The sequence below is a fragment of the Haloarcula salinisoli genome, from assembly GCF_019599405.1.
GTDB classification, from domain to species: domain Archaea; phylum Halobacteriota; class Halobacteria; order Halobacteriales; family Haloarculaceae; genus Haloarcula; species Haloarcula salinisoli.
In genome coordinates this window covers 102,106-128,913 of record NZ_RKLQ01000002.1, presented here as the reverse complement: position 1 = coordinate 128,913, position 26,808 = coordinate 102,106, and the positions used below count along the sequence as shown (strand labels likewise).

The following is a 26,808-nucleotide window of genomic DNA, read 5'->3' as shown; positions in this document are numbered from 1 at the left end:
CGCTTCGAACCCGCGAGCGACGCCCGACACAGGACTACACCTTCTCGACTCGGTGACAACCCGGACCCCTGTAGCGCCGGCGCCAGCAGGCCGACGACGGACCTTGTTTCTCCCTACAGAGGGTAACTACAACTGCAGTTTAGAGGGGATAAACTATAGGTACACGGCTTACCAGGCTGTTTCATGCGCGAGAACAACAGCGACCGAGAGGCGACGCTTTCCAGGCGCGGCGTACTCGCTGCGACCGGCACCACCTCTATCGCCCTGGTAGCCGGGTGTAGCAGCGACGACGGCGCTGGCACAGACGACGGCGACGAGGATTCAGCGGTAACCGAGGACGGAGAGACATCGACCGGGGATGGTGCGATGTCGACCGAGGATTCGACGCCGACCGAGGATGGTGCGATGTCGACCGAAGATGGCGAGACGCCGACCGAGGACGACACGTCGTCGTCGCCGGCGACGGGGACCGCGTCGAGCAGCGTCGAGGAGCTGACAATCGTCGACCACGAGCCCGACCTCGACTACTTCGGCAACGACGACGCCTTCGGGGTGGCGCTTACGATGGAAAACGACGGCGAGCAGGAAACCGATCTGGATAGATACTTCTACAGTATCGTCCCCTACGACGTCGATGGCAACGACGTAAGCGAAACCTATACCGGGACGAGCTTCGGGGACAAGCCTACCACTATCGGGCCCGGTGAACAACTGACGTTCGTTCCCTTCGTAAATCTCAAAACCAGCGCGAGCGAGGTCGACCGGTACGAATTACAACTTAGCTGTCGGAGTAGCGTGGGCTCCGAGTCCGACGCCGCCTACTGCCAGTAGCACGGTGTCGCGGTCGCCGGCGTGTGGGCTGGCTCGTCCCACGCTGTCGCGTGGCTCCGCTGCCCACCGGCCGGTTACCGGGCGGTGTGGCTGTCGCGACTCTGGTACAGCCCCGAGCAATACGTCGCCGCGATTCGGGAGACTGTCGAGCGGGCGACGGACAGGTAGTCGCAGGCCGACCGCTATGTTCGCTCGTCACAGTCCATGCGGTCCGTGCGCGGGTCGACCGCGTGTGGTTGCCAGTCCTCGTAGTCGAACCCATCGTTCTCCCGGCCCGAAGCGACGGCGATGGCGTGTGACATGGCCTGTTCGACGGACTCTGTGTAATCACGCACGTGAGCAGCTAACGGCACTTACTGTGTTGAATGTACTGCCGGCCACCTGCCCGCCGGAGAAACTTTCATGCACGCGCCGGACACACCGGCGACCATGGACGACTGTATCTTCTGTCAGATCGTCGCCGGCGACATCCCCAGCCGCACCGTCTACGAGGACGACGACGTGCTGGCCTTTCTGGACGCGAACCCGCTCGCGCCGGGCCACACACTCGTCATTCCGAAAGACCACCACGAGACGCTGAACGACCTCCCCGAGGACCTCGGGAGCGAGGTCATGGCGGCGCTGCATCGCCTGACGCCGGCCGTCGAGGACGCCGTCGACGCGCCCGCGAGTACGGTGGCGTTCAACAACGGCGAGGCCGCCGGCCAGGAAGTCCCACACGTCCACGGCCACATCGTCCCCCGATTCGAAGACGATGGCGGTCGCACCATCCACGCGCTGGTCAGCGAGCGGCCGGACCTCTCCGACGACGAACTGGACGACATCGCGGCGAAGATCAGCGACTAGTGGACGACCAGCGCGGCGTCGACGACTCTCGAGCGTGCGTTTTCGAGCTATACTATAAAGTATCTCACCTATGCTCCCAGCTACCTGATATCCACACGCCGCGTACTGAAATTTTTATTTCAGGCCGAACTTCACGTACAGTATGACCACATCGACGCTCGCGCTGGTCGGCGTCGCCGGCGGCGCCGGGACGACCAGAACGGCCGTGGAGATGGCGGCGACGCTCGCCCGGGCCGACCGCTCGGTCGCCGTGCTCGACGCCGCCTTCGGGACGCAGGGACTGGCGACGTACGTCAGCGGACGGATATCGGACGATATGACCGCCGTCGCCGTCGGCGAGAGTGCCTTCGAGGCGGCGCTGTACGACGCCGACTACGACGTGCCAGGCCGTGTCGCCGTCTGCCCGGCCCACGCGCCCTTCGAGCGCATCGCCCGCGCGAAGGCGCCCGACGCGGCCCGGACTCTCGAGACCGTCGTCGCCGACGCCGCCGACCGGTTCGACCACGTCCTGGTGGACGTCCCGCCCGTGGCGGCCAACCAGGCCGTCGCCGCGCTCACGGCCGCCGACCGGCGGGCCTTGGTCGCGCCCGCGACCCAGCGCGGCGTCGACCTGCTGCCAAGACAGCGCGGCCGCCTGCGGGACATCGACGCCCCGGCCGAGGCCGTCCTCGCCACCCGCACCGACGCTCCCGACGCCGTCGCCGTCGCGGACGCCGACCACGAACTCCCCGCGGGCGACCCGGTCGGGCCGACCGCACTCGACCCCGAGTCGGCGCTCGCGCCCGCCGTCGCCGCCGCTGTCGAGGGCCTGTTCGACACGGAGCTTGGGCTGGACTTCGAGGAACCCAGGTTGCTCGACCGGCTCTAGAGGTCGGGCAGCGGAACCACGACCACGGGCCGGTCGCTTCGCTCCAGCAGCGCCGCCGCCGTCGACCCCACACCCGACGCGCCCTCGGTCCCGGCGTTGGCGCCGACGAGCACCACGTCGGGGTCGTGGTCGTCGATCGCCGCCAGGAGCGCTGCCGTTGGGTCGCCCTCCCGAACCTCGGTCTCGGGCATCGCCGCCGCCAGCCGCGACCGGGCGACGTTGGCCGCGTCGCCGGCGTCCCGTTCGTGACGCCCGGGTTCTCGAACCCCGACCACGACGACGCTGTCTTCGCTCGGGTCGAGTCGACCCTGCAAGTAGTCGGCCGCCGCGGCGGTCACGTGGACCGACGCGGTGGCGACGAGATAGTCCGTCATGGCCGCCAGTGCGTCCCGGGTCGGCTTCGGGGTTTCGCCTGCGCTCGCTATCGAGGCGCAGAGCGCCTCGCTGTCGCCGGTTCGCTTCGAGGAATCTCGCTTCGCTCGATTCCTCGCTACTGCTCTCCGGCTCCCTGCGCGCTCGCAATTCGAGGGCTCCCTCCGGTCGCCCTCGCTAGCTTTACATAGCCCTCACGCGCTACCGGGTAGCGTGCGCGTCGAGAACAGTTTCATCGGGGTCGACGGCGTCGGCGAGCAGACAGAGCAGTCCATCTGGGAGCAGGGTGTTACCCACTGGGACGAGTTCGAACCGAGCGTCGTCGGCGGCAAGCGGGGCGACCGCATCGACCAGTTCATTCGCGAGGGCCGTGAGTATCTCGACGCCGCTGACGTGGCCTACTTCGACCGGCAGTTCCCCAGCAGCGAGCAGTGGCGCCTCTACGAGACCTTCGACGAGCAGGCGTGTTTCTTCGACATCGAGACGACGGGACTGGACGAACATCGCAACCAGGTGACGACGGTCTCCCTGCACCAGGCCGGCGAGACCGAGACGCTGGTCGCGGGTGACGACCTCACCGCCGGCAACCTCCGGGCGGCCTTCGCCGACGCCGACCTGCTCGTGACGTTCAACGGCAAGCGCTTCGACGTCCCCTTCCTCGAAGCGAACTTCGACGTCGACCTCCAGCGCCCGCATCTGGACCTCATGTACACCTGCAAGAAAATCGGCCTCTCGGGCGGCCTCAAGCAGGTCGAACAGGACATCGGCATCGAGCGCGACCGACCCGACATCTCCGGGCAAGACGCGGTGCGACTCTGGCGGGAACACGAGCGCGGTCAGGACGGCTCCCTCGAGACGCTCGTCTCCTACAACCGCGAGGACACCGTCAACCTCCAGACGCTGGCCGACGAGGTGACGACGCGGCTCGACGAGCGGATCTTTGTCGGCTAGCGAGGAACCGACCGCAGGGAGTTTCCTCGAAGCGACGCGGGGAGAGCGAGGCGTGAGTGTAACGAACGCCTCCAAAGCGAGCGGTGTAACCGCGAGCGCGAAGTGACCCGCGGAGCCGCGGTGCTTTACTCGACGGTCGGCTGGCGTCCCTGCGTGTTCTCTCCCGGCGCCAGCAGGTGTGCTCGCCCGGCGAGGAATCCGAGCAACAGCCCGGTGAAATGTGCGATGAGCGCCGCGCCGGGATTGGCCGTCAACACGGTTATCAGCCCCGCAAGCAGGACGCCGAGCGCGAGCTGGAACCGCGGTTCGAGCTCGATGCCGGCCACGAGCAGCTCGGTGACCCGGTTCGCCCCGAGCAGATAGCCGTACAGCCCGAGGATGGCCCCGCTCGCGCCGAGGACGGCGACCTGCGCGGGCATACCGGAGACGAGCGGACCCACGACGCCGACGAGGGCCACCTGTGTCACGCCCGCGAGCGAGCCCACGGCGACGAAGAAGGCGTGAAAGCGCGCGCTCGTCGTCAGCCGCTCGACGAGCAGGCCGCCAAGCGCCAGCGCGAGGGCGTTGGCGACCAGATGCGAGACGCTCGCGTGGGCGTAGACGCTCGTCACCACCGTCCAGGGCCGCGCGAGCAGGGGGTTCGACAGCGCGAACAGCCCCCGCCAGCCGAGGAGCCCGGCGAGTTCCTGGCAGGCAAACACCGCCAGGATGAGCGCCAGGGTCACGAGCGTCGGGCTGTGTCGGAGGGCGCGCATACTCCACTGTTAGCCGTCAGCGTAAATGAATGTCGGGCCGAGGTTCGAGCCATATCAGGAGTCGACTCGCGGCACGAACTGCCCCGTCTCCCGGCGCACGCCGGCCAGCAGGACCAGCCCGGCCAGTAGCGGGAGGGCCGCACAGGCGACGTAGATGGGGTCGAAGCCGACGGCGTCGACCAGTGGGAGCGTGACGATGGGGCCAAAGCCCCCGCCGAGGTCGCCCAGCACGTTGTTCGTCCCGACGGCCCTGCCCATCTGGGCGTCGGGGACGAGGTCGCCCAGCAGCGCCATCAGCGGCCCGCTCGACCCGCCCTGTCCGCCGCCGATCAGCAGGCAGGCGACGACAAGGACGGGGACGCTCTCGGTGACGGCCAGGAGTGCGAAGCCGACCGACGTGGCGACCAGGAAGACCAGCAGCGTCGGGACCCGCGACCCCCGGCGGTCGGTGATGGCACCGCCGGCGTACATCGAGAGGCCGGCGGCGACGACGGTGACGCCCATGAAGATGCCCGACGAGCCCTGCGCGTCGAAGCCGAACACCCGCAGCTGGGCCCGGCCGAGAAAGAGCACGAGTGTGGCAAAGAAGGCCCCGATGTAGACGAAGAAGACGGCGAAGTTCACCGTGCCGACCGTCAGCGCCGGCAGGCTGGTGTTTACGTCCCAGGGCGTGACCGACTGGTTCGCGTCGCTCTCGACGTGGGTCTCCGGGACGGTCCAGTACGCCACGGCGCTGGCGAGGACGGCGAAGGCAGCGGCGACGCTAAAGGCCGTGACCGTGCCGGCGACCTCGCTCACGACGCCCCCGATGACCACGCCCGTCGGGAAGCCAAAGAGGACGCCGCCGCGGATGAGGCCCATGTTCGCGCCCCGCGAGCCGCCGTCGCTGACGTCCGAGGCGATGGTGTAGGCCGTCGCGAAGACGAGCGCGCTCCCGACGCCCCAGCCGATTCGGGCGACCATGAACCACGCCTCGGGGGCGGGCGCGACCATCGCGACGACGTAGCCTGCGGTCGCGACCGCCTGGATTCCCATCCCGACGACGAACGGTGTTCGCGTGCCAAAGCGGTCGACCAGCCCGCCTGCCGGCGCGTTCGCGACCAGCCGCGAGAACCGGTTGGCGGAGAGAATCAGGCCGACGAGAAACGGGGAAATCCCCAGCACAGCACCCAGGTTCGGCAGGATGGGGTAGACGACGCCACCGCCGAAGCCGATGAAGAAGGTGCTCGTGATGACCGCCCAGACGACGGCTCGCTGGCCGCGGATGCGGTCGATGGCTCGGGCCAGACCGCTTGCGGGCTCGGTCACCATGACTCTCCCATCCCTACGAGCGGGTAGGCCGAATCGGCGCAAAAGGATTTGGAAACGGCCGTGGGATGCAGGCGTCCGGGCCGTTTCCCGGTTCCAGAACGAATAGGTGGCTCCAGTCGGTATCGTCGCGTATGTCAGACCTCACCGACGACCTCGCCGCCGGCTTCGGCGAGGCGACCGACGCCGACCTCGCACAGACCGCCGCGGAGAACGTCGCCGCCTTCGCCGAGGCGTACGACGAGGAGCTCACGAGCGAGGCCGTCCTCGACCGCTTCGAGGACGCCCCCTACGCCGACTTCCAGCAGGCCTTCAATTGGCTCGTGGGCGACCTCGCCGCCGACAACGAGGACTGCACGGACTCCCGTGAGTTCCGTATCGACGGGTACGACCAGTTCGCTGCCGACCCGACGATTACGGGCTAGATGGCGGCCGGCGGGACGTACACGCTCGTCCTCGAACGCGAAAGCGACGGCCCCATCGAGGTGGGTGCGCTGGGCGATATCGACTTCCCCGCGGGCTGGTACGCCTACACCGGCAGCGCGCTGGGCTCGGGCGGCTTTTCCCGCGTCGAGCGCCACCGCGCCGTCGCGAGCGGGGGCAATGACGCCCGCCACTGGCATATCGATTATCTGCTGGGTGAGGACGCGACCAGCGTCGAGACCGTCGTGACGACTGCTGTGGACATCGAGTGTGCCGTCGCCCGGCGGTTGGCCGACACTGTAGGCGGAGCCGTTCCCGACTTCGGCTGTTCTGACTGTGGCTGTCGCTCGCATCTCGTCGGCTGTGACGGCCGCGAGGAGCTGGTGGCGGCCGTCGAGCGGGCCCACGATGTGGTCGCCAGCGAGCGTGACTAGTTCGCGTTTTCGCCGTCTCTAACTGTGATGACGGGAATCGGTGCAGCGCGGACGGTCTTTTCGGTGACGCTGCCAAGCAGGATTCGCTCGGTCCCGCGCTTTCCTGTCGTTCCCATTACGACGGCGTCGATGTCTGCCGAATCGATGGTCTCGAGTATCTTTGCAAGCGGTGTGCCGTGTTCGATGTGGCTGACAGTGTCTGTCACTCCCTGTGTCGCTGCCGCGGACGCGACGGCTTCGACCGCCTCGGTCGCCGCCTGCTCACGTTCCCGGTCGGAGACCGTCGAACGAACGTCCACACCGAGTGACCGCGTCTCCACGACGGATACCACGTGAACGGTCGCATCGAGTGCCGCTGCGAGGGAGACCCCGTACTCGGCGGCATGCGCGGCACTGGGACTCCCGTCTGTTGGTATCAGGATATTGTCGTAGGGGAACACCAGCTGCTCGTCGGGCTGCATCCGGGCCGAGAGCACTGGGACAGACGCCAGGCGGACGACCTTCTCGGTGACGCTCCCGAGGAGGTATCGTGATATCCCCGTCCGACCGTGCGTCGGCATCACGATAACGTCGTGGTCGTATCGCTCGGCGTACTCCACTATCGTCGGCGCTGGGTTCCCCTGAACGACGTCGGTATCGTAGTCCGCACCGAGCGTGCGCAGCGTCTCCGCCGCGTCCTCGAGCACGTCCTCGCCCTCCTGGACGAGCGCGTCGACGACCTCCGTCTCGACGACCGTGACGCTCTCCCGTGTCGTATCCGCGACGAATAGCAGATGAATTGTCGCGTCGGCCCAGTGAGCGATCTCGGCGGCGTGGTGCAGTGCCGCCGCTGCGCCATCACTTCCATCGAACGGAAGCAGAACGTCCTCGTACATCTGTATGTGTGACTATGACAAACACGTCTAAATGGCTTGCCACCAGCTGAACGTCGGCTGACGGACACACAGCATCTCACTGGATGGCCCGGTACAGTGCGTACGACAGGACCACGGCCAGCAGGGCGAGCGGGAGCGCGAGCAGTCGCATCGCCGCCGCGACGCCCGACCCGCCGATGACGAAACCCATCGCGGCGGGGACGACGGCGATGCCGGCGGCGCTCGTGACGGCGGCGGTCGCGTTGACCGGCGCGCTGTGTTCGGGGACGGCCTCGGTGGCGTAGGCCAGCAACGTGGGGTACATCCCCGACAGGGCCAGTCCGATGGTGAAGAGGCCGACCAGCAGGCCGTACCCCTCCGCGAGGAAGAACGTATAGACGAAGGCCGGAATCGTCAGCCCGACCAGGCCGACGGCCAGGCGGACGTAGCCGAGCCGTTCGGAGAGCCAGCCCGAGGCAAAGCGGCCGGGGATGTAGGCCGCCAGCATGACCGACAGCGACGCCGTCGCAAGCGTTTCCGGCAGGCGGCCCTGCGCGTAGGTCGTCACCCACGTGAACAGCCCGCCCTCGAACCCCGTCGAGAGGAACAGTGCGACCGCCATCGTCAGGACCGCCGGCTGGCGGGTGATGCGGCGCAGCTCGGCCCGGTCCAGCGGGTCGTCGCCGCCGTCGATGCGTGGCGTCGGCAGCCAGAGGGCGAGCGCGACGACCGGGACAAAGGCGAGCGCGAGCGCGTAGTAGGCCAGTCGCCAGTTCCCGGCGGCGACGGCGGCCGCGACGAGGAGCGGGCCCGCCGTCGCGCCGACGGCCCACATCATATCGTAGAAGCCGAAGATACGACCGCGCTGGCGGGGGTAGAGATGCGAGAGCAGCGGCCGGTCGGTCCCCCGGCCGATGCCGGTAAACAGCCCGCGGCCCAGCAGCGCCGCCAGAAAGAGCCCGAAGGAGGGGGCGACGCCCATCACAAGGATGCCGGCGCCGGTGCCGACGATGCCGACCAGCAGGAGCCATCTCGTGTCCAGTCGGCCCGCCACGGCGCCGACGACGACCACGGCCAGCACGTAGCCGACGGTTCCCGCGGGCGCGACCAGCCCCAGCTGCCACTCGGGCACGTCGAAGGTCCGCCGGAGCGCCGGGATGACCGCGCCGCGCATCTGCAGCCCGGCGCCCTCCAGCGTGATGTACGCGAAGACGGCGACCGTCCACCAGCGCCGGCCCGACCGGTCGGTCTCGCCGTCGGCCTCCGTGTCGGGTGCCTGCGTGGCGGCCGCCTCGCTCATACGTGACTCTCTGCGCAGTGCGGGAAAAATATTTTGTATATACTATCACAATACTCGGCCATGTCTGCGGACACAGTGCGAGACCATCTCGGTGCCTTCGGCCTCTCGCCGAAGGAAGTCGACGCCTATCTGGCCGTCCTTCGGTCCGGCGCGGCGACCACCGGCGAGGTCTCGCGGGCGGCCGACGTCTCACAGGGGTACGTCTACGAACTCGCCGCGGGGCTCGCTGACCGGGGGCTGGTCACCATCGACGAGACAGCCAGCCCGACCGTCATCCGGGCGCGCCCGCCCGAGGAGGCGCTGGGGTCGTTCTCCGAGCGGCTGGACGAGCTGCAGGCCGGCATCGAATCGCTGTACACCGCGCCCGACGACGACGGCGCCGCGGTCGAGGTCGTCCACTCCCGGGCGACGGTCCGCAAGCGCATCAGACGGTATCTGGCCGACGCCAAGCGCGAGGCGTTTCTCGTCCTCCCAGAACCGGAACTCGCCCAGGTCGAAGCGGAGCTCGTCGCTGCCCGGGACCGCGGCGTCTTCGTCTACCTGCTCGCCGTCTCGCCGCTGTCCTCGGAGACGGAGCCCGACTGGGCGGCCTGTGCGGACGTGGCTCGCACCTGGGACGCCACGCCGCCGGTCACGTCGTCGTCGACGAGACGACCGGCGTGCTGGGCGCCCACGGCATCCTCGCCGGTCGGCACGGCCGCGAGTACGCCCTCTCTTTCGCCCAGCGGGAGGTCGCCAGCGGCTTCTTCGGCAACACCGTCGCCAACTTCTGGCCGATGGGCGAGGACCGCTACGTCACCGACCCGGACGCGCTCCCGGCGACGTACGACCACCTCCGGACCGCCGCGACCAACGCCGCGCTCCACCGGGCCGCCGGTCGGGAGCTGCTCGCCGACGTGACACTGGCTGACCTGCAAAGCGACGGCGAGCGTCGCTACGAGCGGGTCCCCGTCGTCGCGGTGCGACAGAACCTCGTCGGTGACCCCACGAACGACTTCCCGATGGAGAACAGCCTCGTCTTCGAGACGCCCGACGGCCGCGTCGCCGCGGGGAACGCCGGCGGCGGCATCGGCCCGTTCTACGAAGGGTACGGCGCGCAGTCGGTGACGCTGTACGAGGGGTAGCGAGGCCGACCGGAGGAGGGCCTCGCAGCGACACGGCGACCATGGGGCGCCGTTGAGTCCGTCGGCTACCGCTCGTCGACGGCGTTCTGTGCCGCTTCGAGCGTGAACTCCCCCTCGTACAGCGCGCTGCCGACGACGACGGCCGCCGCGCCGGCGTCTTCCAGGGCCAGCACGTCCTCGATGGTCGCGACGCCGCCGCTGGCGACGACGGGGATGTCGACGGCGTCGACCAGCCGCGCGACGGGGTCGGTGCGGACCCCCTCCAGCTGGCCCTCGACGTCGACGTCGGTAAAGAGAATTCCGGCGGCGCCAAGGTCGGCGTACCGCTGTGCGGCTTCGGCCGGGTCCAGCCCTGTGCCCTCGGTCCAGCCGGAGACGACGACCTCGCCGTCTTTCGCGTCGAGGCTGACGAGCACACTGTCGGCGTGTTCGTCGCTTATCTCGGCGACGATATCGGGGTTCTCGACGGCCGCTGTCCCCAGAATCACGCGGTCGACGCCCCGCTCCAGCAGCGAGATGGCGTCCTCGGCGGTGCGGATGCCTCCGCCGAGTTGCACGTCTATGTCATCGTCGACCGCCTCGAGGACCGCGTCGATGGCGTCGCCGTTTACCCGTTCGCCCTCGAAGGCGCCGTCGAGGTCGACCAGGTGCAGCGTCCGGGCGCCGGCCTCGACCCACCGCTCGGCCGCCGCGACGGGGTCGCCGTAGGTCTTCTCGGTGCCGCGCTCGCCACCCACGAGCTGGACCACCTGTCCGTCCTGCATATCGACCGCCGGCACGACCTCGAACGTCGGGAACATGGCCGGGAGTGGGGCGGGCCCCGTCGAAAGCGTGTCGGTCCGCAGGCTTATCCCCTCAGGAAAGCATTGGCAACCATGTCCGCTGGAATCCTGTTTCTCACCCCGCTCGCTCGCCGCCTGGAGGCCGTGATGTTCGGCCCACACGAGAAGAAGTATCGCCTGTTCGAACAGGCCGTCACCGTCGTCGCCATCGGGCTGGCACTCGCCTGGGGGGCCGTCGCCCTCGGCATCGTTCCGGTCACCGGGGCCACCGCGTCGGTAATCACGACCGCCGCGAGCGTCGCTATCTCGGCGTACGTCGTCGTCGGCATCCTGCAGTTCCTCGTGCTGGCGGACGTGCTCGAACGGTCGAACGAGGACGTCGCGACCAAGGCCGCCGAACTCGAGGAAGCCGCCGAACAGCTCGAACAGACCGCCGAGGAGCTGGAGTCGACCGCCGACGAAGTCGAGACGGCCGTCGAGACCGTCGACGAGGCCGCCGAGGACGTCGAGCAGACCGTCGAGGAGGTCGAACAGACCGCCGAAGAGGTCGAGCAGTCCGCCGAGGACGTCGAACGGTCGGCCGAAGACGTCGAGAAGTCCGCCGAGGAGGTCGAACAGACCGCGGCCGAGACCGGCGACGACGACGCCGTCGAGACGGTGGCCGAGGCCAAGGACAAGACGGCCGAAGTGAAGGACAAGACGACCGAGGCCAAGGACAAAACGACCGAAGTGAAAGACAAGACGGCCGAAGTGAAGGACAAGACCAGCGAGGTCAAAGACAAGACCAGCGACGCAAAGCAGACGGCCGAATCCGTCACCGAAGATGTCGAGGTGGCAAAGGAGACCGCAAGCGAGGTCGAGGAGACCGCTGCCGAGAAGCGCGAGCGGCTGGCAGAGACGGATAGCGACGACGCGTCGTAACTGTCTGTGGACTGCTCACTCGCCACACGGGGGCCGCGCGGTCGGTAATCTTTAACGGCGTCACGGCCACCGCTCAGTATGGTCGAGGTTCTCTTCGCGCTCGGCGTTATCGTCGCTATCTTCGTCGGTTTCAACATCGGGGGGTCCTCGACAGGGGTAGCCTTCGGCCCGGCCGTCGGGTCGAACACCCTCACGAAATTCTCGGCGGCGGCGCTGATGACAGTGTTCGCGATGGCCGGCGGACTGCTGGTCGGTCCCGCAGTCGTCAAGAATCTCGGGAGCAATCTCGTGGCCACGCAGTTCTCACCGCTCATCAGCATCGTCGTGCTCTTCTTTATCGGGGTCGCGCTGTTCCTCTCGAACGTCGTCGGCGTCCCCGCCTCGACGTCGATGACGGCTGTGGGTGCCATCGCCGGGCTGGGACTCGCACGCGGGACGCTCAACGCCGGTCTGATGCTCGAAATCGTCGTCTGGTGGCTCGTCTCACCCATCCTCGCGTTCTGGGTCAGCGGCGTCATCGGGCGGTACTTCTACCCCAAACTGGTCGCGTGGTTCGCCGTCTCCCAGAGCGAGGGCGCCCTGCTGACGTACGACCGCTCGGGGACGATTCCCCGCCCCTCGCTGGGTGAGAACACGACTCGCCGCGAGTTCATCGGGACGACCGTCGTCATCGGTATCGGCTGTTACATGGGCTTCTCGGCGGGGGCGTCGAACGTCGCCAACGCCGTCGCGCCGCTGGTGGGCAACGGCTCGCTGGACCTCTACCCGGCTATCGTCCTGGGCGGGGCCGCCATCGGGCTGGGGGCCTTTACTATCGCCCGGCGGACGATGGACACCGTCGGCAACGACCTCACCGACCTCCCGCTGGTGGCCGCAATCGTCGTCGCCACGGTCGCCTCGACTATCGTCACCTTCCTCTCTGCGCTTGGCATCCCCGCCAGCTTCGTCATCATCGCCACGATGAGCATCGTCGGGCTGGGCTGGGGCCGGGCGACGCGGATGACCCGACTCTCCGAGACTGTCACCGGCAAGGACACGCCCGACGTCTCTGTCGGTGCCCTGACTGCCGACGCCGAGGACGCCCCGACCGTCGGTGGGAAGAAAGGGACGCCGGAACCGACCACACCCGAGCCCATCGGCGAGGAGAGCCGCGAGGACCTCCCGAAGGCCTCGGACCTGTTCGAACCGGCGACGACGGCTCGGGTCATCTTCCTCCAGAACGTCGTCCCCTCCATCGCGACTGTCGCCGCGTATCTGGTCTTTCGGTTTCTTCCAGTGTTTTGAGGGCGCTGCGTCTATCATAATCGTACATCCGGGCTGTTCGAAGGGCAAAGTCTAACAGGACGGGGTTCGAACCCGGCTATGATGCCCACGGTAGAGTACCTAAACTACGAAGTAGTGGACGACAACGGCTGGGACATGTACGACGACGACGTCTTCAGTGAGGCTGCGGACCTCGGACTCGACGATGAGGACCACGGCGAGCTGGACGTCAACGAAGGCGAGTACATCCTCGAAGCGGCGGAGGCACAGGGCTACGACTGGCCCTTCTCGTGCCGTGCCGGCGCCTGTGCGAACTGTGCCGCCATCGTCCTCGAAGGCGAAATCGACATGGACATGCAGCAGATTCTCAGCGACGAGGAAGTCGAAGAGAAGAACGTCCGACTGACCTGTATCGGCAGTCCCGACGCCGACGAGGTCAAAATCGTCTACAACGCCAAGCACCTCGACTACCTGCAGAACCGCGTCATCTAAACAGCGAAACGTGCGGTCGCAGAACGTACGGTTTTTCGGGGACTTTCCGTCCCTGACTTCTCACACCGAGGAGCCGCGGCGACGCCTACATCAGCAACAGGACGACCGCGACGAGCACCAGGACGCCGACGACGAGCGCGACGATCGTCTCGGCCCCCATCCCCGAGGAGCTGTCGGCCGTCGCCGAGGGCGCCTCGGCCGTCGGCGTGGGTTCGGCCGACGCTTCCGTCGTCGCCTCCGTCGCCCCGTCGTCGCTCGACGTGGGCTCGATGTCCTCGATGCCGTCCTCGTAGGTCGCTCTCGCGTCCCTGACGGTGGCGATGTGGACCCCGAGCTCCTCGGCCAGCTCGGCGTTCGACAGTTCGGGGTTTCGTACCGACCGTTCGAGAATCTCCGCTTCGAGCCCGCTTCGGGCGTCCCTGACGACGGCGGTGAGGGTCCCCAGCTCCTCGGCGATGTCGGCGTTCGTCGCCGCCGGATTGCGGAGGGTGTGGGCGAGCACCTCCGCCTGCACGTCGCTTCGCAGGTCACGGACCAGGGCGGTGTGGGTCCCCACTGCCTCGGCCAGTGCCGCGTTCGAGCGGTCGGGGTCGTTCGCCAACCGCTGGAGCACGGCCGCCTGCGTCCCGGAGAGATCGTCGAGCACTCGCGTCCGCGACGAGCGTTTCCCCGACCGCTCATCGTCGTCGCTTTCCGCAGCCGCCCGCTTTGCCTTCCGGAGGTCCCGGACCAGGGCGGTGTGTGTCCCCGTCTCCTCGGCGATGTCGGCGTTCGACATCCCCGGTTCGGAGTCGAGCAGGTCGAGTACGTACTGCTGGGTCGGTGTCGGGTCGTCGATGCCCATACTCACACCCACCCGGACGGTGTGTCGCTCGTGTGGTTGCTGGTCCGCTCGCCGGCCCCACCGATTCCCCGTTTAATTCGTGCCAATCTCCCGCTCATACAGCCTTCAACATCAAGCTATGGTATTCAATCTACCGGGAAATTTAATATATGACAATCTACGACCCGCCCTCTCACGGCTCCCATCCCTCCCCCTCCCTGGCTCCGCTGGTCCGTCTCGCGACGCTCGCTGTTCTCTCACGCTCGCTTTCATCACTGGACCGACCGGAACCATTAGGGCAGTCGACGTGGGATGGGGAGTCGTGCAGGCGTCGATACCGGACCTGTTGCGACTGCTCGCCGTCCCCGTCTTTGGCTGGGCGGCCTACCGTGATATCGAGACTCGCCGCGTCCCCAACAGGACGTGGGTCCCGCTGGCCGCACTGGCAGTCGTGCTGTTGTGCTGGGACACCTACGCCGTCCTGAACGGCGGCGCATTCGGCCGGCCGGCCGGGGTGACACCCGACCGCCTGTTCTTCATCCGCGTCGCCATCAGCCTGGGCTTCGTCGCGCCGCTGGCCTACGGGTTCTGGCTCATCGGCGGCTTCGGCGGCGCCGACGCCAAGGCGTTCATGCTCCTCGCCGTCCTCTTCCCGGTGTACCCGACCTACTACCTCACCTCGATGGCGCTCCCGCTGGAGCCGTCGCGCATCGGCGTCTTCTCGCTGACTATCCTCTCGAACACCGTACTGGCAGGGGTGGTCTACCCGCTCGGCGTCGCGGCCGGCAACCTCGTTCGGCGGCGGTTCTCCTGGGCGATGTTCCTGGGCAAACCGGTGGCCGTCGAGGACGTCCCCGAGGAGTACGGCCGCCTGCTGGAGACGCCCGACGGCTTTACCCGTGCGGGACTGGACCTCGACGCGCTCCGGATGTACCTCCAGTGGCGCGGCGGCTCGCTGGCGGAACTCCGGGCCGACCCGGATACGTACAGAAACCCCGACTCGCTGCCCGAGGAGCCGAACCCGCCGGGGGACGGTTCGTTCGCCACTGATGGAGGTGAGCCGAGCGACGCGAGGCGACCCTCGTCGGACCCACGGTCCGACGGTGGGGTACCAGCCGAGGGCTCGGCTGACCAGTTCGGCACCGCCGGCACGGCCGACCCCTGGGGCGCCGAACGGTTCCTCGACGATATCGAGGGGTCGGCCTACGGCACCGACCCCGAGATGCTGCGGGAGGCCCTGGAGTTGCTCGCCGACGCCGACGAGGTGTGGGTGTCGCCGGGCATCCCCTTCCTCGTCCCGATGTTCGTCGGGCTGGTCGCGGCGCTTTCCTACGGCGACGTGCTGTACGCGCTGCTTTCGGCCCTTGGGTTCGCGTGAGCCGGCGCTGAGTAATACTTTTGACGTATTACCTCCTAGCTCAAACCACCTATGCCACGGGTCACTACCAAGGGGCAAGTTACCATCCCGAAAGAGGTCCGTGAGGCGCTCGGCATCGAACCCGGTGACGAGGTCACCTTCGAGGAGGGCGAGGACGGGTACACCATCCGGAAGGAGGCCCCGACGACGGCTTCGGGCGCCGACCCCTTCGAGAAGTACCGCGGGAGCGCCGAGACCGACGCGACGATGCCGGAGCGGATGCGTCGCCTCCGCGACGAGTATCCTCGAGACGTCACTGACGGCGACACCACGGGTGGCTCGTCGTGACGACGGCGGTCGACACGAACGTAGTGCTGGCGCTCCTGTACGACGACGCACACGCCGACGCCAGTGAGGCAGCGCTCCGGCAGGCGTACCGGGACGGCAACGTCGTCGTCACGCCGGTCGTCTACGCCGAACTCGCTGCAGACGGACAGTTCGGGACAGCGGACGCACTCGATACGTTCCTCGCGGACATGAGCATCCAGCTCGCCGAGCCGTCACGCGGGGCGCTGGTTCGGGCCGGCGAACAGTTCGGGCGATACGCTGATCGACGACCGGATGGATTACAGTGTCCGTCCTGTGGGGCGGAACAGTCTGTCGACTGTGATACCTGCGGGAACGGCCTCGCCCCCCGCCAGCACATCGCCGCTGACTTTCTCATCGGCGCTCACGCGACTGTCGACTGTGATGCCCTGCTCAGCTTCGACGAGGGGTTCTACGAGACGTACTTTCCGTCGCTGACGGTTCGTCCGGCATAGCACCCGGACAGCTACACAGACCGTGCAAAAGACCTATACTAGCGACAGGCGACCCTCCGACCATGACTGACCTCACTCTTGCCTTCGACGACAACGAGTACCTCCCGGCGGTCGCCCAGGACGCCGCGTCGGGCGAGGTGCTGATGCTCGCCTACGTCACCGAGGAAGCCCTCGAGAAGACACGCGAGACGGGCTACGCCCACTACTACTCGCGCAGCCGCGACGAGCTCTGGAAGAAAGGGGGAACGAGCGGCCACACCCAGGAAATCGAGGAGGTGCGGGTCGACTGCGACGGCGACGCCCTGCTGTATCTGGTCGACCAGTCCGGCGGCGCCTGCCACACCGGCTACGAGTCCTGTTTCTACCGGACCGTCGACGGCGAAGAGGTCGGCAAGCAGGTGTTCGACCCCGACGACGTCTACTGATGACCGACGCTGCCCAGCAGCTCCACGAGGCCGCAACGCAGCGCCGCCAGGCCCGCGAGCGTGTCGAGGCAATCGGCGAGGCACAACTCCGTCGCTGCCGGGAGCTCTACCGCGAGTTCCACGACCTGCTCGACCGCTACGAGGACACCGCCACCGGCAGCGGCAACTTCCAGGCCTACACCGAGTTCGAGGGGCGAGTCGCGAATCTGGCCGAGGACCTAGACGACGACCTCCCCGAGAAGGAGACGTTCGAGGCCGTCGACGACTACCTCCAGCAGCGCCGGCTCAGCGAGTCCGACTTCGAGACCGCTCGGCGCAAGCTCGACCCCGTCGGCGACGTCGTCGGCCGACTGGACGAGTGGGAAGATTCCCGCGAGCAGTACCGCGAGGCCCGACGTGACGCCCGCAAGCGGCTGGGGGAACTCGAGGACCGCATCGACGAGCTAGAGCGGCTGCAGCGCATGGGTGATGCGGACCTCGACGCGCCAGTCGAGCATCTCAGAGAGCCCATTGTGACGTACGACGAGCGCGTCCAGGAGGCGTTCAGCGAGTTCCGGTCGTCGGCGTCGGCCCGCGAGGTGCTGTCGGCGGTGGCCCGTGCCGACGCGTACCCGCTCGTCGACTTTCAGTCCCCGCCCGAGGACCTGCTGGGCTACGTCCAGCGCTACGAGGCGGGTACCGAGCCGATTCCGAAGCTCCTCGAATACGCCGACTACTCCGCCTCGAAACTCGACCACTACGTCGACGACACCGCGGCGCTGAAGCGGGCCGTGGGGACCAGGCGGACCTACCTCCGCACCCTCGACGCCGACCCCCTCACGATTGGCTGGCCCCCGCCGCCGGCCGACCACCTTCCGTGGCTCGTCCAGGAGTTCCGCTCGGTACTCTCGACGTTCGCCGGCGAGGACGTGGTCGAGAAACTGCGTGCGGTCCGGGCCCTGGCCCGCCGCGAGGACTACGAGCGGCTCCGAGAGAGCGCGCTCGCACGGGCGGAACTGGCCGAGGACGAACGCGAACGGCTGGCGAGCGGGGCCGTCGAAGACGAGTTGCAGGATGCTCGCGAGGAGAAAGCTGACATCGAGGACGCGCTGGCGGAACACGGCTCGCTGTGAGGGCGGTCCGGCACAACGGGCGAGAGCGTCGTATCGCTCCCCCGGGAGGGTGCTCTCCTCGCTCAGTACGTGTGTCACTCGGTTCTGTGAACCAGTGCGTTGTCGCGGATTTACCCGACCAGCGTCCCGTACTACAGCGCCGTCTGTACCGTAATCTGCAACAGTTGTGGGAGCAGGACACTAATCGCAATCTGGCTCCACATCGTGAACGTCGCCGGGTACACCCGTGTACTCCGTACCTGTTCGAGTCGTCGGCGAGCATCGTCTAACTGCTCCTGATCGGCGACCCTCGAGTTGTTGATGTCGTACGGGTTCTCTATTGCCCCATGCAGTTCCTCCTCGAGTTCACGGATTCGTTGCTCTTTCTCAGCGGACATGAACTGATGCATGGTGTGCATGGAGTAGCCAATCGAGAGCAGCCCGACAAACCAGGCCGCCGAAAAGAACAGTAACTCGAACAGTCCGGGGACGTAGCCGTCCACTGCGAGGAGTACCGGCCCATAGACGAGGAAAAAGAACAGAACAAGACCAGCGGTGTAGAGGTAGTACGACCGTTTCAGTAGTTGCCCGACCGCGGCAAACCCGCCCATGTTCCGCGGGTCGTAGAAGAACAGATTGAACCCGGCGTTCTCGAACCGTCGCGGCAACAGGAAGTGGATGCCGTAGTAGGTGAGCGCGAACTCGACGATGACCGGGAGGAAGACGAACTCCCACGTGAACAGAAAGTTGATCGCCGTCACCTGGTACGGAACCCCGACGTTGAGCAGGGTGTTCGCGTACAGCGCGAGGGCGGCGATAGCGTAAACGATGACCTTCGCTCTCCAGCTGAAGATTCGCTGAAACTGGTCTATCTCCGACGAATCGGCACGCTCCTGTGCTCTGATTGCGGCGAGTGCGCTCTCGTAGCCACTCGACATATACTGAATCCCGTAAACCCCCAGTAGCACCGCGACGTATCCGGCGGCGACGCTGGGAACGTCGAGCAGTATGTGGGTTCCGCCGCTGAGATGAACGTAGACCTGCAGGACGGCCAGATCTAGAAAACTGAAAAACCCCACGAACAGATACGGCGGATAGATGTCTCGTCCGGGCAGCGCCGTCGAGAGGCGGGCAAAGCCGAACAGAGCCGCCATGTATTCGACGAGATTTCTCTCGTCCCTCGCTTCGAAATCCCCTGCCATTGGCGAGGTTGTGGGGGAGTCTCGCCTTAGTTCTAATGCCGGATGGGACGGAGTCAGGCTAACGTCCCGCAGAGCGCACCTCCGTCAAGCGATACGACGCCGCTGCTTGCGGACACCGTATCGAACGGGCTTACTCCCCGCGTTCGGCGGCGCCGACCATCTGGCCGGCCAGTTCCTCCGCCCGTTCGGGGGTGCGGGCCTCGGCGTAGACACGGACGACCGGTTCGGTACCCGACGGCCGGGCCAGCACCCAGCCGTCGCCGTAGTCCAGCCGCCAGCCGTCGGTCGTGTCGAGGTCGGCCGCGGCCTCGGTGGCGTGGGCCTCGATGCCGGCGAGCATCGACTCCCGGGCGGCCTCGTCGTCGACGTGGAGGTTCCGCCGGACGTTGTAGTAGTCGTCGTAGGGCGCGACCAGCTCGCTGGCCGGTCGGTCGGAAAGCAGCTCACAGAAGCGGGCGGCGGTGTAGGCGCCGTCGCGGGCGATGCGGTAGTCCGGGAAGAGGATACCGCCGTTGCCCTCGCCGGCGATGGCCACGTGGGTGCCCTCGGCCTGGCGCTCCGCGATGCGGCTGACGATGTACGTCGACCCGATGGGGGTCAAGGAGAGGGTCGCACCGGCGTCCTCGACGACGTCGACGATTCGCTGGGAGGCGTTGACCGCGCTGACGACGCCGTCGCCCTCGTGTAGTTCGGCCGCCGCGAGCGCCGCGAACATCGCGCTGCCGTCGACGTGCTCGCCGCGTTCGTCGACGAACATCGCTCTGTCCCCGTCGCCGTCGTGGGCGATGCCGAGGTCGGCGTCGGTCGCCCTGACGTAGCTCCGCAGGTCCCCGAGGGTGGCCGCCACGGGCTCGGGGTTCCGGCCGGGGAAGTGGCCGTCGGGCTGGGCGTTGACTGTGTGGACCGTACAGCCAAGCTCCCGAAAGAGGTCCGGGCTGACCAAGGCCCCCGCGCCGTGGCCGGGGTCGACGACGACCGTGAGGTCGGCGTCGGCGATGCGCTCGCGGTCGACCGACTCGATGACGCCGGCCCTGTAGTCGCGTCGGGCGCGCTCGACCCGCCGGTCGGTTCCCATCCGGTCCCAGGAGGCGTGGCTCGGCTCCGCGGCCAGGGCGTGCTCGACCTCGTCTAACGTCGCCCGGCTCAGCTCGACCCCGTCGGCGCCGATGAGCTTGATGCCGTTGTACGCCGGGGGGTTGTGACTCGCCGTCACCATCAGCCCCGGGACGGCCTCGGCCTCGCAGTAGGCCTGTAGCCCCGGCGTCGGGACGACGCCCAGCCTGTCGACGTCGAAACCCAGCCCGGTGAAGCCGCTCGTCGCGGCGTTCTCGTAGGTCCGGCCGGTGGTCCGGGTGTCCCGGGCGATGGCGACCCGGTCTGTGTCAGTGGTCCACACGCTCCCCGCCGCCTGTGCGACCTGCATAGCGTCCTGTGGCGTCAGTTCCTCGCCGGCGACGCCCCGGACACCGCTCGACCCGAACACGTGCATTCATGCAGACCTGGGTTGCGGACCGGCTTATGAATGTCGACAGACTCAGTCGGTGACGGAGGGCCGACACGCACTGATACGGATTGTTGTAGTGATTTACCGGTATTCGCCGACCCCAGGGTCGGCGATATCCGGAAATAATCTACAATAACCCGTATGATTCCAACAGCCATTAGCCATCTCGGCGTTCACAGCAGGTATGGCCAACCAGGAACTCATCGCGGCGTTGCGGGACGCTGATGCCGTCAAGTACGGGGAGTTCGAGCTCTCCCATGGCGGCACCTCGAACTACTACGTCGACAAGTACGTCTTCGAGACGAACCCCCGGTGTCTGGAGCTCATCGCCGCGGCCTTCGCCGAGCGCCTCGGCGACGACAAACTCGCCGGCGTGGCGCTGGGTGGGGTCCCGCTGGTCGCGGTCACCAGCGTCGAGACGGGGTTGCCCTACGTCATCGCCCGCAAGAGTCAGAAGGAGTACGGCACCGCGAATCTCGTCGAGGGCGAGCTCACCGAGGGCGAGGAGGTCGTCGTCATCGAGGATATCGCCACGACCGGCCAGAGCGCCATCGACGCCGCAGAGGCCCTGCGAGACGCCGGCGCGGTCGTCAATCGCGTGCTCGTCGTCGTCGACCGCGAGGACGGCGCCAGCGAGAACCTCGCCGACGCCGACCTCGAACTACAGTCGCTCGTGACCGCCTCGGACCTGCTTGCGGACGCACCGGACGATATAGACGCCTAGCGAGGCGGCGAACGGAGTGAGCCGCCTCGAAGCGATGCGGTGAGCGGCAGCGAACCGCAGCGCACCAGTGCGAATCACGGTCTGTGGCCGACGCAGTCTGGCACCGCCCGGACACACCACCGACGCGCTTTTTCCGGTCGGCCGTGTAGATACTTCCGCAATGGCAAATCTCGAACTCTACGAACTGGAGGGGTGTCCGTACTGTGCGAAGGTGACGAAGAAACTCGACGAGCTTGGCCTCGAGTACGACTCGCACATGGTGCCCCGCTCCCACAGCGAGCGCACCGAGGTCGAGGAAGTGTCGGGCCAGACCGGTGTTCCGGTGCTCGTCGACAATGACAACGGCATCGAGGGGATGCCAGAGTCAGACGATATCGTCGAGTATCTCGAAGAGACCTACAGCGCGTAGACTGGTCTGTAACTTCTCGCGACTCGTTTCCCTCTATCGGTAGTCCAGACACCGCCTTGCCCCGTGACCGCGTCAGGCCGCGTCTTCCTGGGGCTCTTCACCGCGTTCCATGATGAGGTCCCGGAGGTCGTCGGCGTCACGAATCTCCTCCATCTCGCTTTTCTCGATGAGTGCCGTCCCGTCGACGGACTCGCGGGTGAGCTCGTCGACGACGTACACCGACCGGGTCTTCGTCACCTGGCCGACGGAGGACATGATGCGGGCGCGCTTCTCGGCGGCCTCGGTGAACGCGGAGTGGCCAGTCAGCACCTGCTCGCGGCGCTTGGCGTTCTCGTTGACCGTCTTGAACGGCGCCCGGTTGGTCGGGTGGACCTCGAAGCCGATGCGGGTGAAGACGGTGGCGATGGGTTCGTCTTCCGGCGCCACATCGGGGTCTTCGGGTGTCGGCTCCTCGTCGCGGATCTCCTCGGCGCCGTCCAGCACGCTGACCGGCGACGTCAGCGGCGCGTCGAACAGCTCCTCCAGTTCGGCCGCGACCTCGACGGAGGCGTCCATCCCGTCCTCGTACTTCGAGACCGTGCGCCGTGAGACGCCCAGTTCCTTGGCGAGCTTGCCCAGCGACCACTCTTTCTCCTCGCGGATGTCTGCGAGGACTTCCGAATCGATGTTGACGTACAGCCCGCCCGGCGCGGCGTAGATGAGCGGTGGGACCTCCTCGACGAACAGGTCAAGCGCCGTATCGGGCGAGAGGACCGGGACGCCGTTGCGGAAGTAGACGACCCCCGGTTTCAGCTCCTCGTCGCGCGTTCGCAGCCCGACGACGATGGGTGTCGCGTTGAGGTAGGTGCCCAGCCGGCGCATCTCCGCGCCGGTCCGCGCGTCGAAGGCGTCGATGTTGCCCAGAATCTTCACGAGCAACACGTCCTCGCCGCGACGAGCCGCGATGTCGAAGCTCTTCGGCCGAATCGCACACCGGTCGCTCACGAGGAACCCGGCGTCCTCGAGCATGGCGGTTACGTTGCCTACCAGTGCGGACCGTGACATCTGCTCTCTACTGGGCCTTAAGCCATTCACTCCATATATGCGTTGTGCCGTCCCCGAAATCGGGGTTAGTCGCGCCCTGACAGCGGTATCAGTACCGGAGCCGCTCTGCTGTCGTCTGAACGGGACCGCTCGAGGCGTTCTGGCAGTTGCCGGGCTGGTCTCGCAGTGAGACACTCCCAAGCTAGCGACGAAACCGCTATCCCATCGAATCCAGTATCCGAGGGTGTGACCGTCGTCGGACTGGACGATACCGATTCCCGGGAGAGGGGGATGTGTACGACGTACGCGGCCGCCGAGCTGGCCGACCGGATACGCGACAGCGGCGGCCGTGTCGAGCGGCTGCTCCTCGTCCGGCTCAACCCGGCCGTCGAGCACAAGACCCGCGGGAACGCCGCACTCGCCGTGCATACGGACCTCGACGCCGACCGGGCGATGGCGCTGGTCCGTGACGTACTCGACCTGGCACAGACCGACGACCCGAGGACGAATCCCGGCGCCGTCGTCGCCGACTGCGCGCCCGACGCCGTCCCGCCGCAGGTAGCCGAGTTCACGCGCGACGCGATTCGGGCGATTCAGGACATCACGACGGCGACGCTGCTTGCGGACACTGTCGGCTTCGCGCGCTGCCAGCACGGCAACGGTCGGGGGCTGGTCGGCGCGCTGGCGGCCGTCGGCGCGTGGGCCGCACTCGAGGACTGGACGTACGAACACATCGCCTACCGCGAGGCCGACCGCTGGGGGACGGAGCGCGCTGTCGACGCGGAGAGCGTCCGTGCGGCGGCAGACAGACACTACCCGGCGGTGTGGGACACCGTCGACCGCGCCTCGGGCTACCCGGTCTCGGTCCCCCGGACGCCCTGTCCAATCCTCTACGGGATTCGGGGGGACGACCCCGAGGCCTGCCGGGCCGTCGCCGACGCCATCGAGAGCGAGCCAATCGACCGGCGTGTGACGTTTGTGACCAACCAGGGGACCGACGTCCACCTGCAGGACGGCACTGTGGGGGCGGTGGCCGACGACAGCGCCTACCGCGTCACCGGAACCGTCGCCACAGCGCCCGAGACCCGTGAGGGCGGCCACGTCTTCCTGTCCATTGCAGACCGCGAGGCCCGGCTCCAGTGTGCCGCGTTCGAACCTACCAAACGGTTCCGTGACCGCGTGCGGGCGTTGCGCGAGGGCGACGAGATTACTGTCTGTGGCGAGGTGACCGACGGGACCCTGAAACTGGAGAAGTTCGCGGTCCGGGAGCTTGTACGGACTGAACCGGCGACGCCGACCTGTCCCGACTGCGGCGCGACGATGTCCTCGGCCGGCCGGAACCAGGGGTATCGCTGTCGGGACTGTTCGACCAGCGCCGACGGGAAGGTCGACCGACCCATCGAGCGCGACCTCGAACCGGGCTGGTACGAGGTCCCGCCGGTCGCGCGCCGCCACATCGCGAAACCGCTGGTCCGGGGCGGGTTCGACGGGGCGACGCATCCGGAGCGGTAGGAGTATACGGCGGCCCATGGCCGCCGTTTCACCGAGCGCGAACGGAGTGAGCGCTCGGCCTTTTTCGCCCACGTTTTTGTGCGGGGGTTGAGGGCGCGAAGCGCCCGAACCCCCCGTAGAAAAAGGTGGTCGTGGAGCCGCTGGTCCGGGGCGGGTTCGACGGGGCGACACATCCGGAGCGGTAGCTTCACCGGCTGTCACGTCCTGAACAGACGTTCGACTGAGCGAACCGTCCACGACGGTAGCCTCGACGAACGATATGGTAGGCCGGCCGAACTCCCCGCCGGACCCCGATTATGGATTGTATAACAATACGTATAGTGCTGGTAGAGAGTCCATGAGCAGCGAGTCGCCGCCATCGGAGATCGAGACGCGGCCACCACTACCACAGGACGAGTTCAGCGAGGCACTGCTCACCAGCGAACTGGAACCCACCGCCGACGGTGGCCAGCGTGCCCTGCTGTACCCCGACGACAGACTCGATGTGGAAAAGGCGACCCACTGGCTGGCGGTTCCCGAGGGGCTTCTCGTCGACCTCGGTGACATTCGGTGACGCCTTCGGTCGGATAACCGACCGGTAACAATACTCTTTCTCCGCCACAGCCCGTCTATGAGCACTGAACACCAGTCAGCGTCCGGCGGGACGCCGTCGCCGGACCCCGACGAAGGCGTTTTGCCGGCGGTCGTCAGGAGTCGCTCGGACGGGACGGAGCGGTACATCTGCTATGCCACCGACGTCGACCCGGCAGAGGTCGACTCACAGTGGGTCTCGGTCGATGCCGACACACCCGTCTCGCTGGTGTTGTGGCGCTAGCCTGGCCGACACCACCACACACAAAGCTTATCTCGACCTGTTTCGTCGTCGACACAAATGGCCCGCCACCAGTCACGCAGGCGGCTTCTCGGCACGGTCGGTGCCGCCCTGTGTGCGGCGCTTGCCGGCTGTAGCGGCGGGCTGGCGGGGTCTGACGGCGACCTCCGTATCGAGAACTGGGACCGAACCGACCACTCGGTCGCGGTGACGATGGACCGCGGGGACAGCTACGACACGAAATCGTGGTCCGCCACTGTCGAGGGGGGTTCGACAGTCGAGCGACAGGGAGTCATCACCCGCTCCGACTGGCCGTATCCGTTCTACCTGCACATCTCGGTCGACGGCGAGTACCGGACGACGACGCGACACGTCTGGGAGCCGACGACAGAGGTGGTCCTTCGAGACGACGCGGTGCTCGCAGACGAAACCGACCGCCCCATCGACCTGACCCCGGCCGAACCCCCGCCCGGTGGACTGTCGACCGAAACACGGACTGGGCCGCCGACAGCGGCCCCGACGAACCGCTAGTACGTGTCGATGTTCGTCCCGATCGAACAGACGTACTCACCGGTGGCGACCTGCGGGAGCCGGCGCGAGCGCCAGAAGACACCGGCCGAGTCGGCGGCTATCTCGGCTTTCCGTTCGCCGAAGACGTCTGTCACCTCGAACAGCGTGTCCCCGCGGCTCACGCGGTCCCCCAGGTTCGGGTGGAAGTTCACGAGCCCGCCGACCGGTGAGCCGTACTGCTCGAACCCGGTCGCGCGGGCCTGTGGCGAGGGCGTGTACCCGCCGGGCAGGAAGTCGTAGTAGCGAAGGACGTTGAAGACGCCGTCGACGCCCGCCCGAATCGACTCCTCGTCCCAGCCGACACAGCCGCCCAGTTCCGGGTCGATGGTCGGGACGCCCTCGTCGGGCGCTGCCCGGGCCAGCTGGCCGTCAGGCCCCTTCTGGTCTAGGATATAGCCACAGTCGAACACCTTCGCGAGTTCGAGACACTCCTCGTGGAGCCGGTGCCGGGAGCCACACCGGACACGCACTTCTTCGATCATCTGCGAGGTCGACCCCTGATGGAGGTCGACGACGAGGTCGGCGCTGACGGCGGCGTCGTGTGTCGCCGCCGCGATGCGCTCGCTGGAGGTGCCCGAGGCGTCGCCGGGGTAGGCCCGGTTCATCTTCGTGTCGTCGATGGGGTTGCGGTGTTCGGCAATCTGGAAGGCGTGGTAGTTGACGATGCCACAGATGAGAATAACGCCCGAAAGCTCGCTGGGGTCCAGCTGCGGGACGACGCGCTGGATGACGCCGACGCCGTTCAGCTCGTCGCCGTCGCTCGCGGCCTGCATGTAGAGAGTCTTGCCGTCCTGTGACCCGTTGACGACCGCGACGGGCAGGCCGACGGGGCTGCCGTCGCGGCTCTCGCCGACCTCTAGACGCCCGGTGTCTATCTCACCGGGAGCGGCACTCGCCGTACCGAGAGTTACCATTACGCGTTCATTCGGGTTGTCCGACTTTACTGGTTCGGATTCGCGGTGGCGAAACCGCCCCGTGGCCCCGTCACGACACCGATGGGGTCTTTTTCCAC

Annotated in this window: 32 protein-coding genes and 1 pseudogene; 21 read left to right on the top strand and 12 right to left on the bottom strand. The window is 67.2% G+C overall.

The window, feature by feature from the left end:
• Nucleotides 1–183: 183 nt before the first annotated feature.
• Nucleotides 184–831, top strand: a complete 648-nt coding sequence (locus tag EGD98_RS09775; RefSeq protein WP_220588192.1) for a hypothetical protein — start codon at nt 184–186, stop codon at nt 829–831.
• Nucleotides 832–1,013: 182 nt separating this feature from the next.
• Here the strand turns inward: EGD98_RS09775 and EGD98_RS09770 are convergent, their stop codons facing one another.
• Entirely contained in the window at nt 1,014–1,166 is a 153-nt protein-coding gene (locus tag EGD98_RS09770) for a hypothetical protein (RefSeq protein ID WP_220588191.1), read from the bottom strand.
• Between the two features lie 94 nt (nt 1,167–1,260).
• Here EGD98_RS09770 and EGD98_RS09765 point away from each other — a divergent pair, with 94 nt between their 5' ends.
• Both EGD98_RS09765 and EGD98_RS09760 read left to right on the top strand, forming a co-directional pair.
• Nucleotides 1,261–1,677: an HIT family protein gene (locus EGD98_RS09765; RefSeq protein WP_220588190.1), complete on the top strand. Its 417-nt coding sequence runs from the start codon at nt 1,261–1,263 to the stop codon at nt 1,675–1,677.
• Nucleotides 1,678–1,819: 142 nt separating this feature from the next.
• Complete coding sequence (locus EGD98_RS09760) at nt 1,820–2,545, top strand: ParA family protein (protein ID WP_220588189.1); 726 nt, start codon at nt 1,820–1,822, stop codon at nt 2,543–2,545.
• Here the strand turns inward: EGD98_RS09760 and EGD98_RS09755 are convergent.
• The gene (locus EGD98_RS09755; RefSeq protein ID WP_220588188.1) at nt 2,542–2,919 is read right to left on the bottom strand and encodes a universal stress protein; all 378 of its coding nucleotides are present in this window, start codon (nt 2,917–2,919) and stop codon (nt 2,542–2,544) included. The two genes, EGD98_RS09760 and EGD98_RS09755, sit on opposite strands and share 4 nt — an antisense overlap.
• 211 nt (nt 2,920–3,130) lie before the next feature.
• Between EGD98_RS09755 and EGD98_RS09750 the strand changes: the two genes are divergently transcribed.
• Nucleotides 3,131–3,868: a ribonuclease H-like domain-containing protein gene (locus EGD98_RS09750; protein WP_220588187.1), complete on the top strand. Its 738-nt coding sequence runs from the start codon at nt 3,131–3,133 to the stop codon at nt 3,866–3,868.
• A gap of 125 nt (nt 3,869–3,993) precedes the next feature.
• On the opposite strand, the gene EGD98_RS09745 is transcribed toward EGD98_RS09750, so the two are convergent.
• Both EGD98_RS09745 and EGD98_RS09740 read right to left on the bottom strand, forming a co-directional pair.
• The gene (locus EGD98_RS09745; protein ID WP_220588186.1) at nt 3,994–4,623 is read right to left on the bottom strand and encodes a rhomboid family intramembrane serine protease; all 630 of its coding nucleotides are present in this window, start codon (nt 4,621–4,623) and stop codon (nt 3,994–3,996) included.
• Between the two features lie 54 nt (nt 4,624–4,677).
• Nucleotides 4,678–5,931: an MFS transporter gene (locus EGD98_RS09740; protein WP_328762577.1), complete on the bottom strand. Its 1,254-nt coding sequence runs from the start codon at nt 5,929–5,931 to the stop codon at nt 4,678–4,680.
• A 134-nt stretch (nt 5,932–6,065) separates the two neighbouring features.
• Between EGD98_RS09740 and EGD98_RS09735 the strand changes: the two genes are divergently transcribed.
• Nucleotides 6,066–6,356, top strand: a complete 291-nt coding sequence (locus EGD98_RS09735) for a hypothetical protein (RefSeq protein ID WP_220588184.1) — start codon at nt 6,066–6,068, stop codon at nt 6,354–6,356.
• The gene (locus EGD98_RS09730) at nt 6,357–6,788 is read left to right on the top strand and encodes a GIY-YIG nuclease family protein (protein WP_220588183.1); all 432 of its coding nucleotides are present in this window, start codon (nt 6,357–6,359) and stop codon (nt 6,786–6,788) included. It begins immediately after the preceding gene.
• On the opposite strand, the gene EGD98_RS09725 is transcribed toward EGD98_RS09730, so the two are convergent.
• Both EGD98_RS09725 and EGD98_RS09720 read right to left on the bottom strand, forming a co-directional pair.
• Nucleotides 6,785–7,663 carry a universal stress protein gene (locus EGD98_RS09725; protein ID WP_220588182.1) on the bottom strand — a complete coding sequence of 293 codons (879 nt, stop codon included), beginning with the start codon at nt 7,661–7,663 and terminating at the stop codon, nt 6,785–6,787. The genes EGD98_RS09730 and EGD98_RS09725 overlap by 4 nt on opposite strands.
• Before the next feature lie 76 nt (nt 7,664–7,739).
• Nucleotides 7,740–8,942, bottom strand: a complete 1,203-nt coding sequence (locus EGD98_RS09720) for an MFS transporter (RefSeq protein ID WP_220588181.1) — start codon at nt 8,940–8,942, stop codon at nt 7,740–7,742.
• Nucleotides 8,943–9,002: 60 nt separating this feature from the next.
• Between EGD98_RS09720 and EGD98_RS21280 the strand changes: the two are divergent.
• Nucleotides 9,003–10,066: pseudogene (locus tag EGD98_RS21280) on the top strand (TrmB family transcriptional regulator sugar-binding domain-containing protein).
• A 65-nt stretch (nt 10,067–10,131) separates the two neighbouring features.
• Here the strand turns inward: EGD98_RS21280 and hisA are convergent.
• Entirely contained in the window at nt 10,132–10,866 is a 735-nt protein-coding gene (gene hisA, locus EGD98_RS09710; RefSeq protein WP_220588180.1) for a 1-(5-phosphoribosyl)-5-[(5-phosphoribosylamino)methylideneamino]imidazole-4-carboxamide isomerase, read from the bottom strand.
• 75 nt (nt 10,867–10,941) lie between these two features.
• On the opposite strand from hisA, the gene EGD98_RS09705 reads away from it, so the two are divergent.
• The 3 genes from EGD98_RS09705 to fer all read left to right on the top strand — a co-directional run bounded on the left by EGD98_RS09705 (nt 10,942) and on the right by fer (nt 13,524).
• Entirely contained in the window at nt 10,942–11,769 is an 828-nt protein-coding gene (locus EGD98_RS09705; protein WP_220588179.1) for a hypothetical protein, read from the top strand.
• Nucleotides 11,770–11,847: 78 nt separating this feature from the next.
• The gene (locus tag EGD98_RS09700) at nt 11,848–13,053 is read left to right on the top strand and encodes an inorganic phosphate transporter (RefSeq protein WP_220588178.1); all 1,206 of its coding nucleotides are present in this window, start codon (nt 11,848–11,850) and stop codon (nt 13,051–13,053) included.
• Between the two features lie 81 nt (nt 13,054–13,134).
• Nucleotides 13,135–13,524, top strand: coding sequence for a ferredoxin Fer (gene fer / locus EGD98_RS09695; RefSeq protein ID WP_220589390.1), 390 nt, complete (start codon nt 13,135–13,137; stop codon nt 13,522–13,524).
• Nucleotides 13,525–13,609: 85 nt separating this feature from the next.
• On the opposite strand, the gene EGD98_RS09690 is transcribed toward fer, so the two are convergent.
• Nucleotides 13,610–14,368, bottom strand: coding sequence for a hypothetical protein (locus EGD98_RS09690; RefSeq protein WP_220588177.1), 759 nt, complete (start codon nt 14,366–14,368; stop codon nt 13,610–13,612).
• A gap of 301 nt (nt 14,369–14,669) precedes the next feature.
• On the opposite strand from EGD98_RS09690, the gene EGD98_RS09685 reads away from it, so the two are divergent.
• The 5 genes from EGD98_RS09685 to EGD98_RS09665 all read left to right on the top strand — a co-directional run bounded on the left by EGD98_RS09685 (nt 14,670) and on the right by EGD98_RS09665 (nt 18,062).
• Nucleotides 14,670–15,725: an A24 family peptidase gene (locus tag EGD98_RS09685; protein ID WP_220588176.1), complete on the top strand. Its 1,056-nt coding sequence runs from the start codon at nt 14,670–14,672 to the stop codon at nt 15,723–15,725.
• A 51-nt stretch (nt 15,726–15,776) separates the two neighbouring features.
• Nucleotides 15,777–16,052 (top strand): AbrB/MazE/SpoVT family DNA-binding domain-containing protein, encoded by a 276-nt coding sequence (locus EGD98_RS09680; protein ID WP_220588175.1) that lies wholly within the window; start codon nt 15,777–15,779, stop codon nt 16,050–16,052.
• Nucleotides 16,049–16,525, top strand: coding sequence for a type II toxin-antitoxin system VapC family toxin (locus EGD98_RS09675; protein WP_220588174.1), 477 nt, complete (start codon nt 16,049–16,051; stop codon nt 16,523–16,525). Before EGD98_RS09680 ends, EGD98_RS09675 begins: the two co-directional genes overlap by 4 nt.
• 62 nt (nt 16,526–16,587) lie before the next feature.
• Nucleotides 16,588–16,950, top strand: a complete 363-nt coding sequence (gene hisI, locus EGD98_RS09670) for a phosphoribosyl-AMP cyclohydrolase (RefSeq protein ID WP_220588173.1) — start codon at nt 16,588–16,590, stop codon at nt 16,948–16,950.
• Entirely contained in the window at nt 16,950–18,062 is a 1,113-nt protein-coding gene (locus EGD98_RS09665) for a DUF7118 family protein (protein ID WP_220588172.1), read from the top strand. Before hisI ends, EGD98_RS09665 begins: the two co-directional genes overlap by 1 nt.
• 131 nt (nt 18,063–18,193) lie before the next feature.
• Here the strand turns inward: EGD98_RS09665 and EGD98_RS09660 are convergent, their stop codons facing one another.
• Entirely contained in the window at nt 18,194–19,243 is a 1,050-nt protein-coding gene (locus tag EGD98_RS09660) for a hypothetical protein (protein WP_220588171.1), read from the bottom strand.
• Between the two features lie 130 nt (nt 19,244–19,373).
• The gene (gene glmM / locus EGD98_RS09655; protein ID WP_220588170.1) at nt 19,374–20,732 is read right to left on the bottom strand and encodes a phosphoglucosamine mutase; all 1,359 of its coding nucleotides are present in this window, start codon (nt 20,730–20,732) and stop codon (nt 19,374–19,376) included.
• 199 nt (nt 20,733–20,931) lie between these two features.
• Between glmM and pyrE the strand changes: the two genes are divergently transcribed.
• Nucleotides 20,932–21,471, top strand: a complete 540-nt coding sequence (gene pyrE, locus EGD98_RS09650; RefSeq protein WP_220588169.1) for an orotate phosphoribosyltransferase — start codon at nt 20,932–20,934, stop codon at nt 21,469–21,471.
• A 160-nt stretch (nt 21,472–21,631) separates the two neighbouring features.
• Nucleotides 21,632–21,880, top strand: a complete 249-nt coding sequence (locus EGD98_RS09645; protein ID WP_220588168.1) for a glutathione S-transferase N-terminal domain-containing protein — start codon at nt 21,632–21,634, stop codon at nt 21,878–21,880.
• Nucleotides 21,881–21,952: 72 nt separating this feature from the next.
• On the opposite strand, the gene EGD98_RS09640 is transcribed toward EGD98_RS09645, so the two are convergent.
• The gene (locus tag EGD98_RS09640; RefSeq protein WP_220588167.1) at nt 21,953–22,924 is read right to left on the bottom strand and encodes a transcriptional regulator; all 972 of its coding nucleotides are present in this window, start codon (nt 22,922–22,924) and stop codon (nt 21,953–21,955) included.
• A 225-nt stretch (nt 22,925–23,149) separates the two neighbouring features.
• Between EGD98_RS09640 and EGD98_RS09635 the strand changes: the two genes are divergently transcribed.
• The 4 genes from EGD98_RS09635 (at nt 23,150) to EGD98_RS09620 (ending at nt 25,757) form a co-directional block, all read left to right on the top strand.
• Nucleotides 23,150–24,415 (top strand): tRNA(Ile)(2)-agmatinylcytidine synthase, encoded by a 1,266-nt coding sequence (locus EGD98_RS09635; protein WP_220588166.1) that lies wholly within the window; start codon nt 23,150–23,152, stop codon nt 24,413–24,415.
• A gap of 337 nt (nt 24,416–24,752) precedes the next feature.
• Nucleotides 24,753–24,968, top strand: coding sequence for a hypothetical protein (locus tag EGD98_RS09630; protein WP_220588165.1), 216 nt, complete (start codon nt 24,753–24,755; stop codon nt 24,966–24,968).
• A gap of 57 nt (nt 24,969–25,025) precedes the next feature.
• Entirely contained in the window at nt 25,026–25,229 is a 204-nt protein-coding gene (locus EGD98_RS09625) for a hypothetical protein (protein WP_220588164.1), read from the top strand.
• A 57-nt stretch (nt 25,230–25,286) separates the two neighbouring features.
• Entirely contained in the window at nt 25,287–25,757 is a 471-nt protein-coding gene (locus EGD98_RS09620) for a hypothetical protein (RefSeq protein ID WP_220588163.1), read from the top strand.
• On the opposite strand, the gene EGD98_RS09615 is transcribed toward EGD98_RS09620, so the two are convergent.
• Nucleotides 25,754–26,710, bottom strand: coding sequence for a succinylglutamate desuccinylase/aspartoacylase family protein (locus EGD98_RS09615; RefSeq protein WP_220588162.1), 957 nt, complete (start codon nt 26,708–26,710; stop codon nt 25,754–25,756). The genes EGD98_RS09620 and EGD98_RS09615 overlap by 4 nt on opposite strands.
• Nucleotides 26,711–26,808 lie beyond the last annotated feature (98 nt).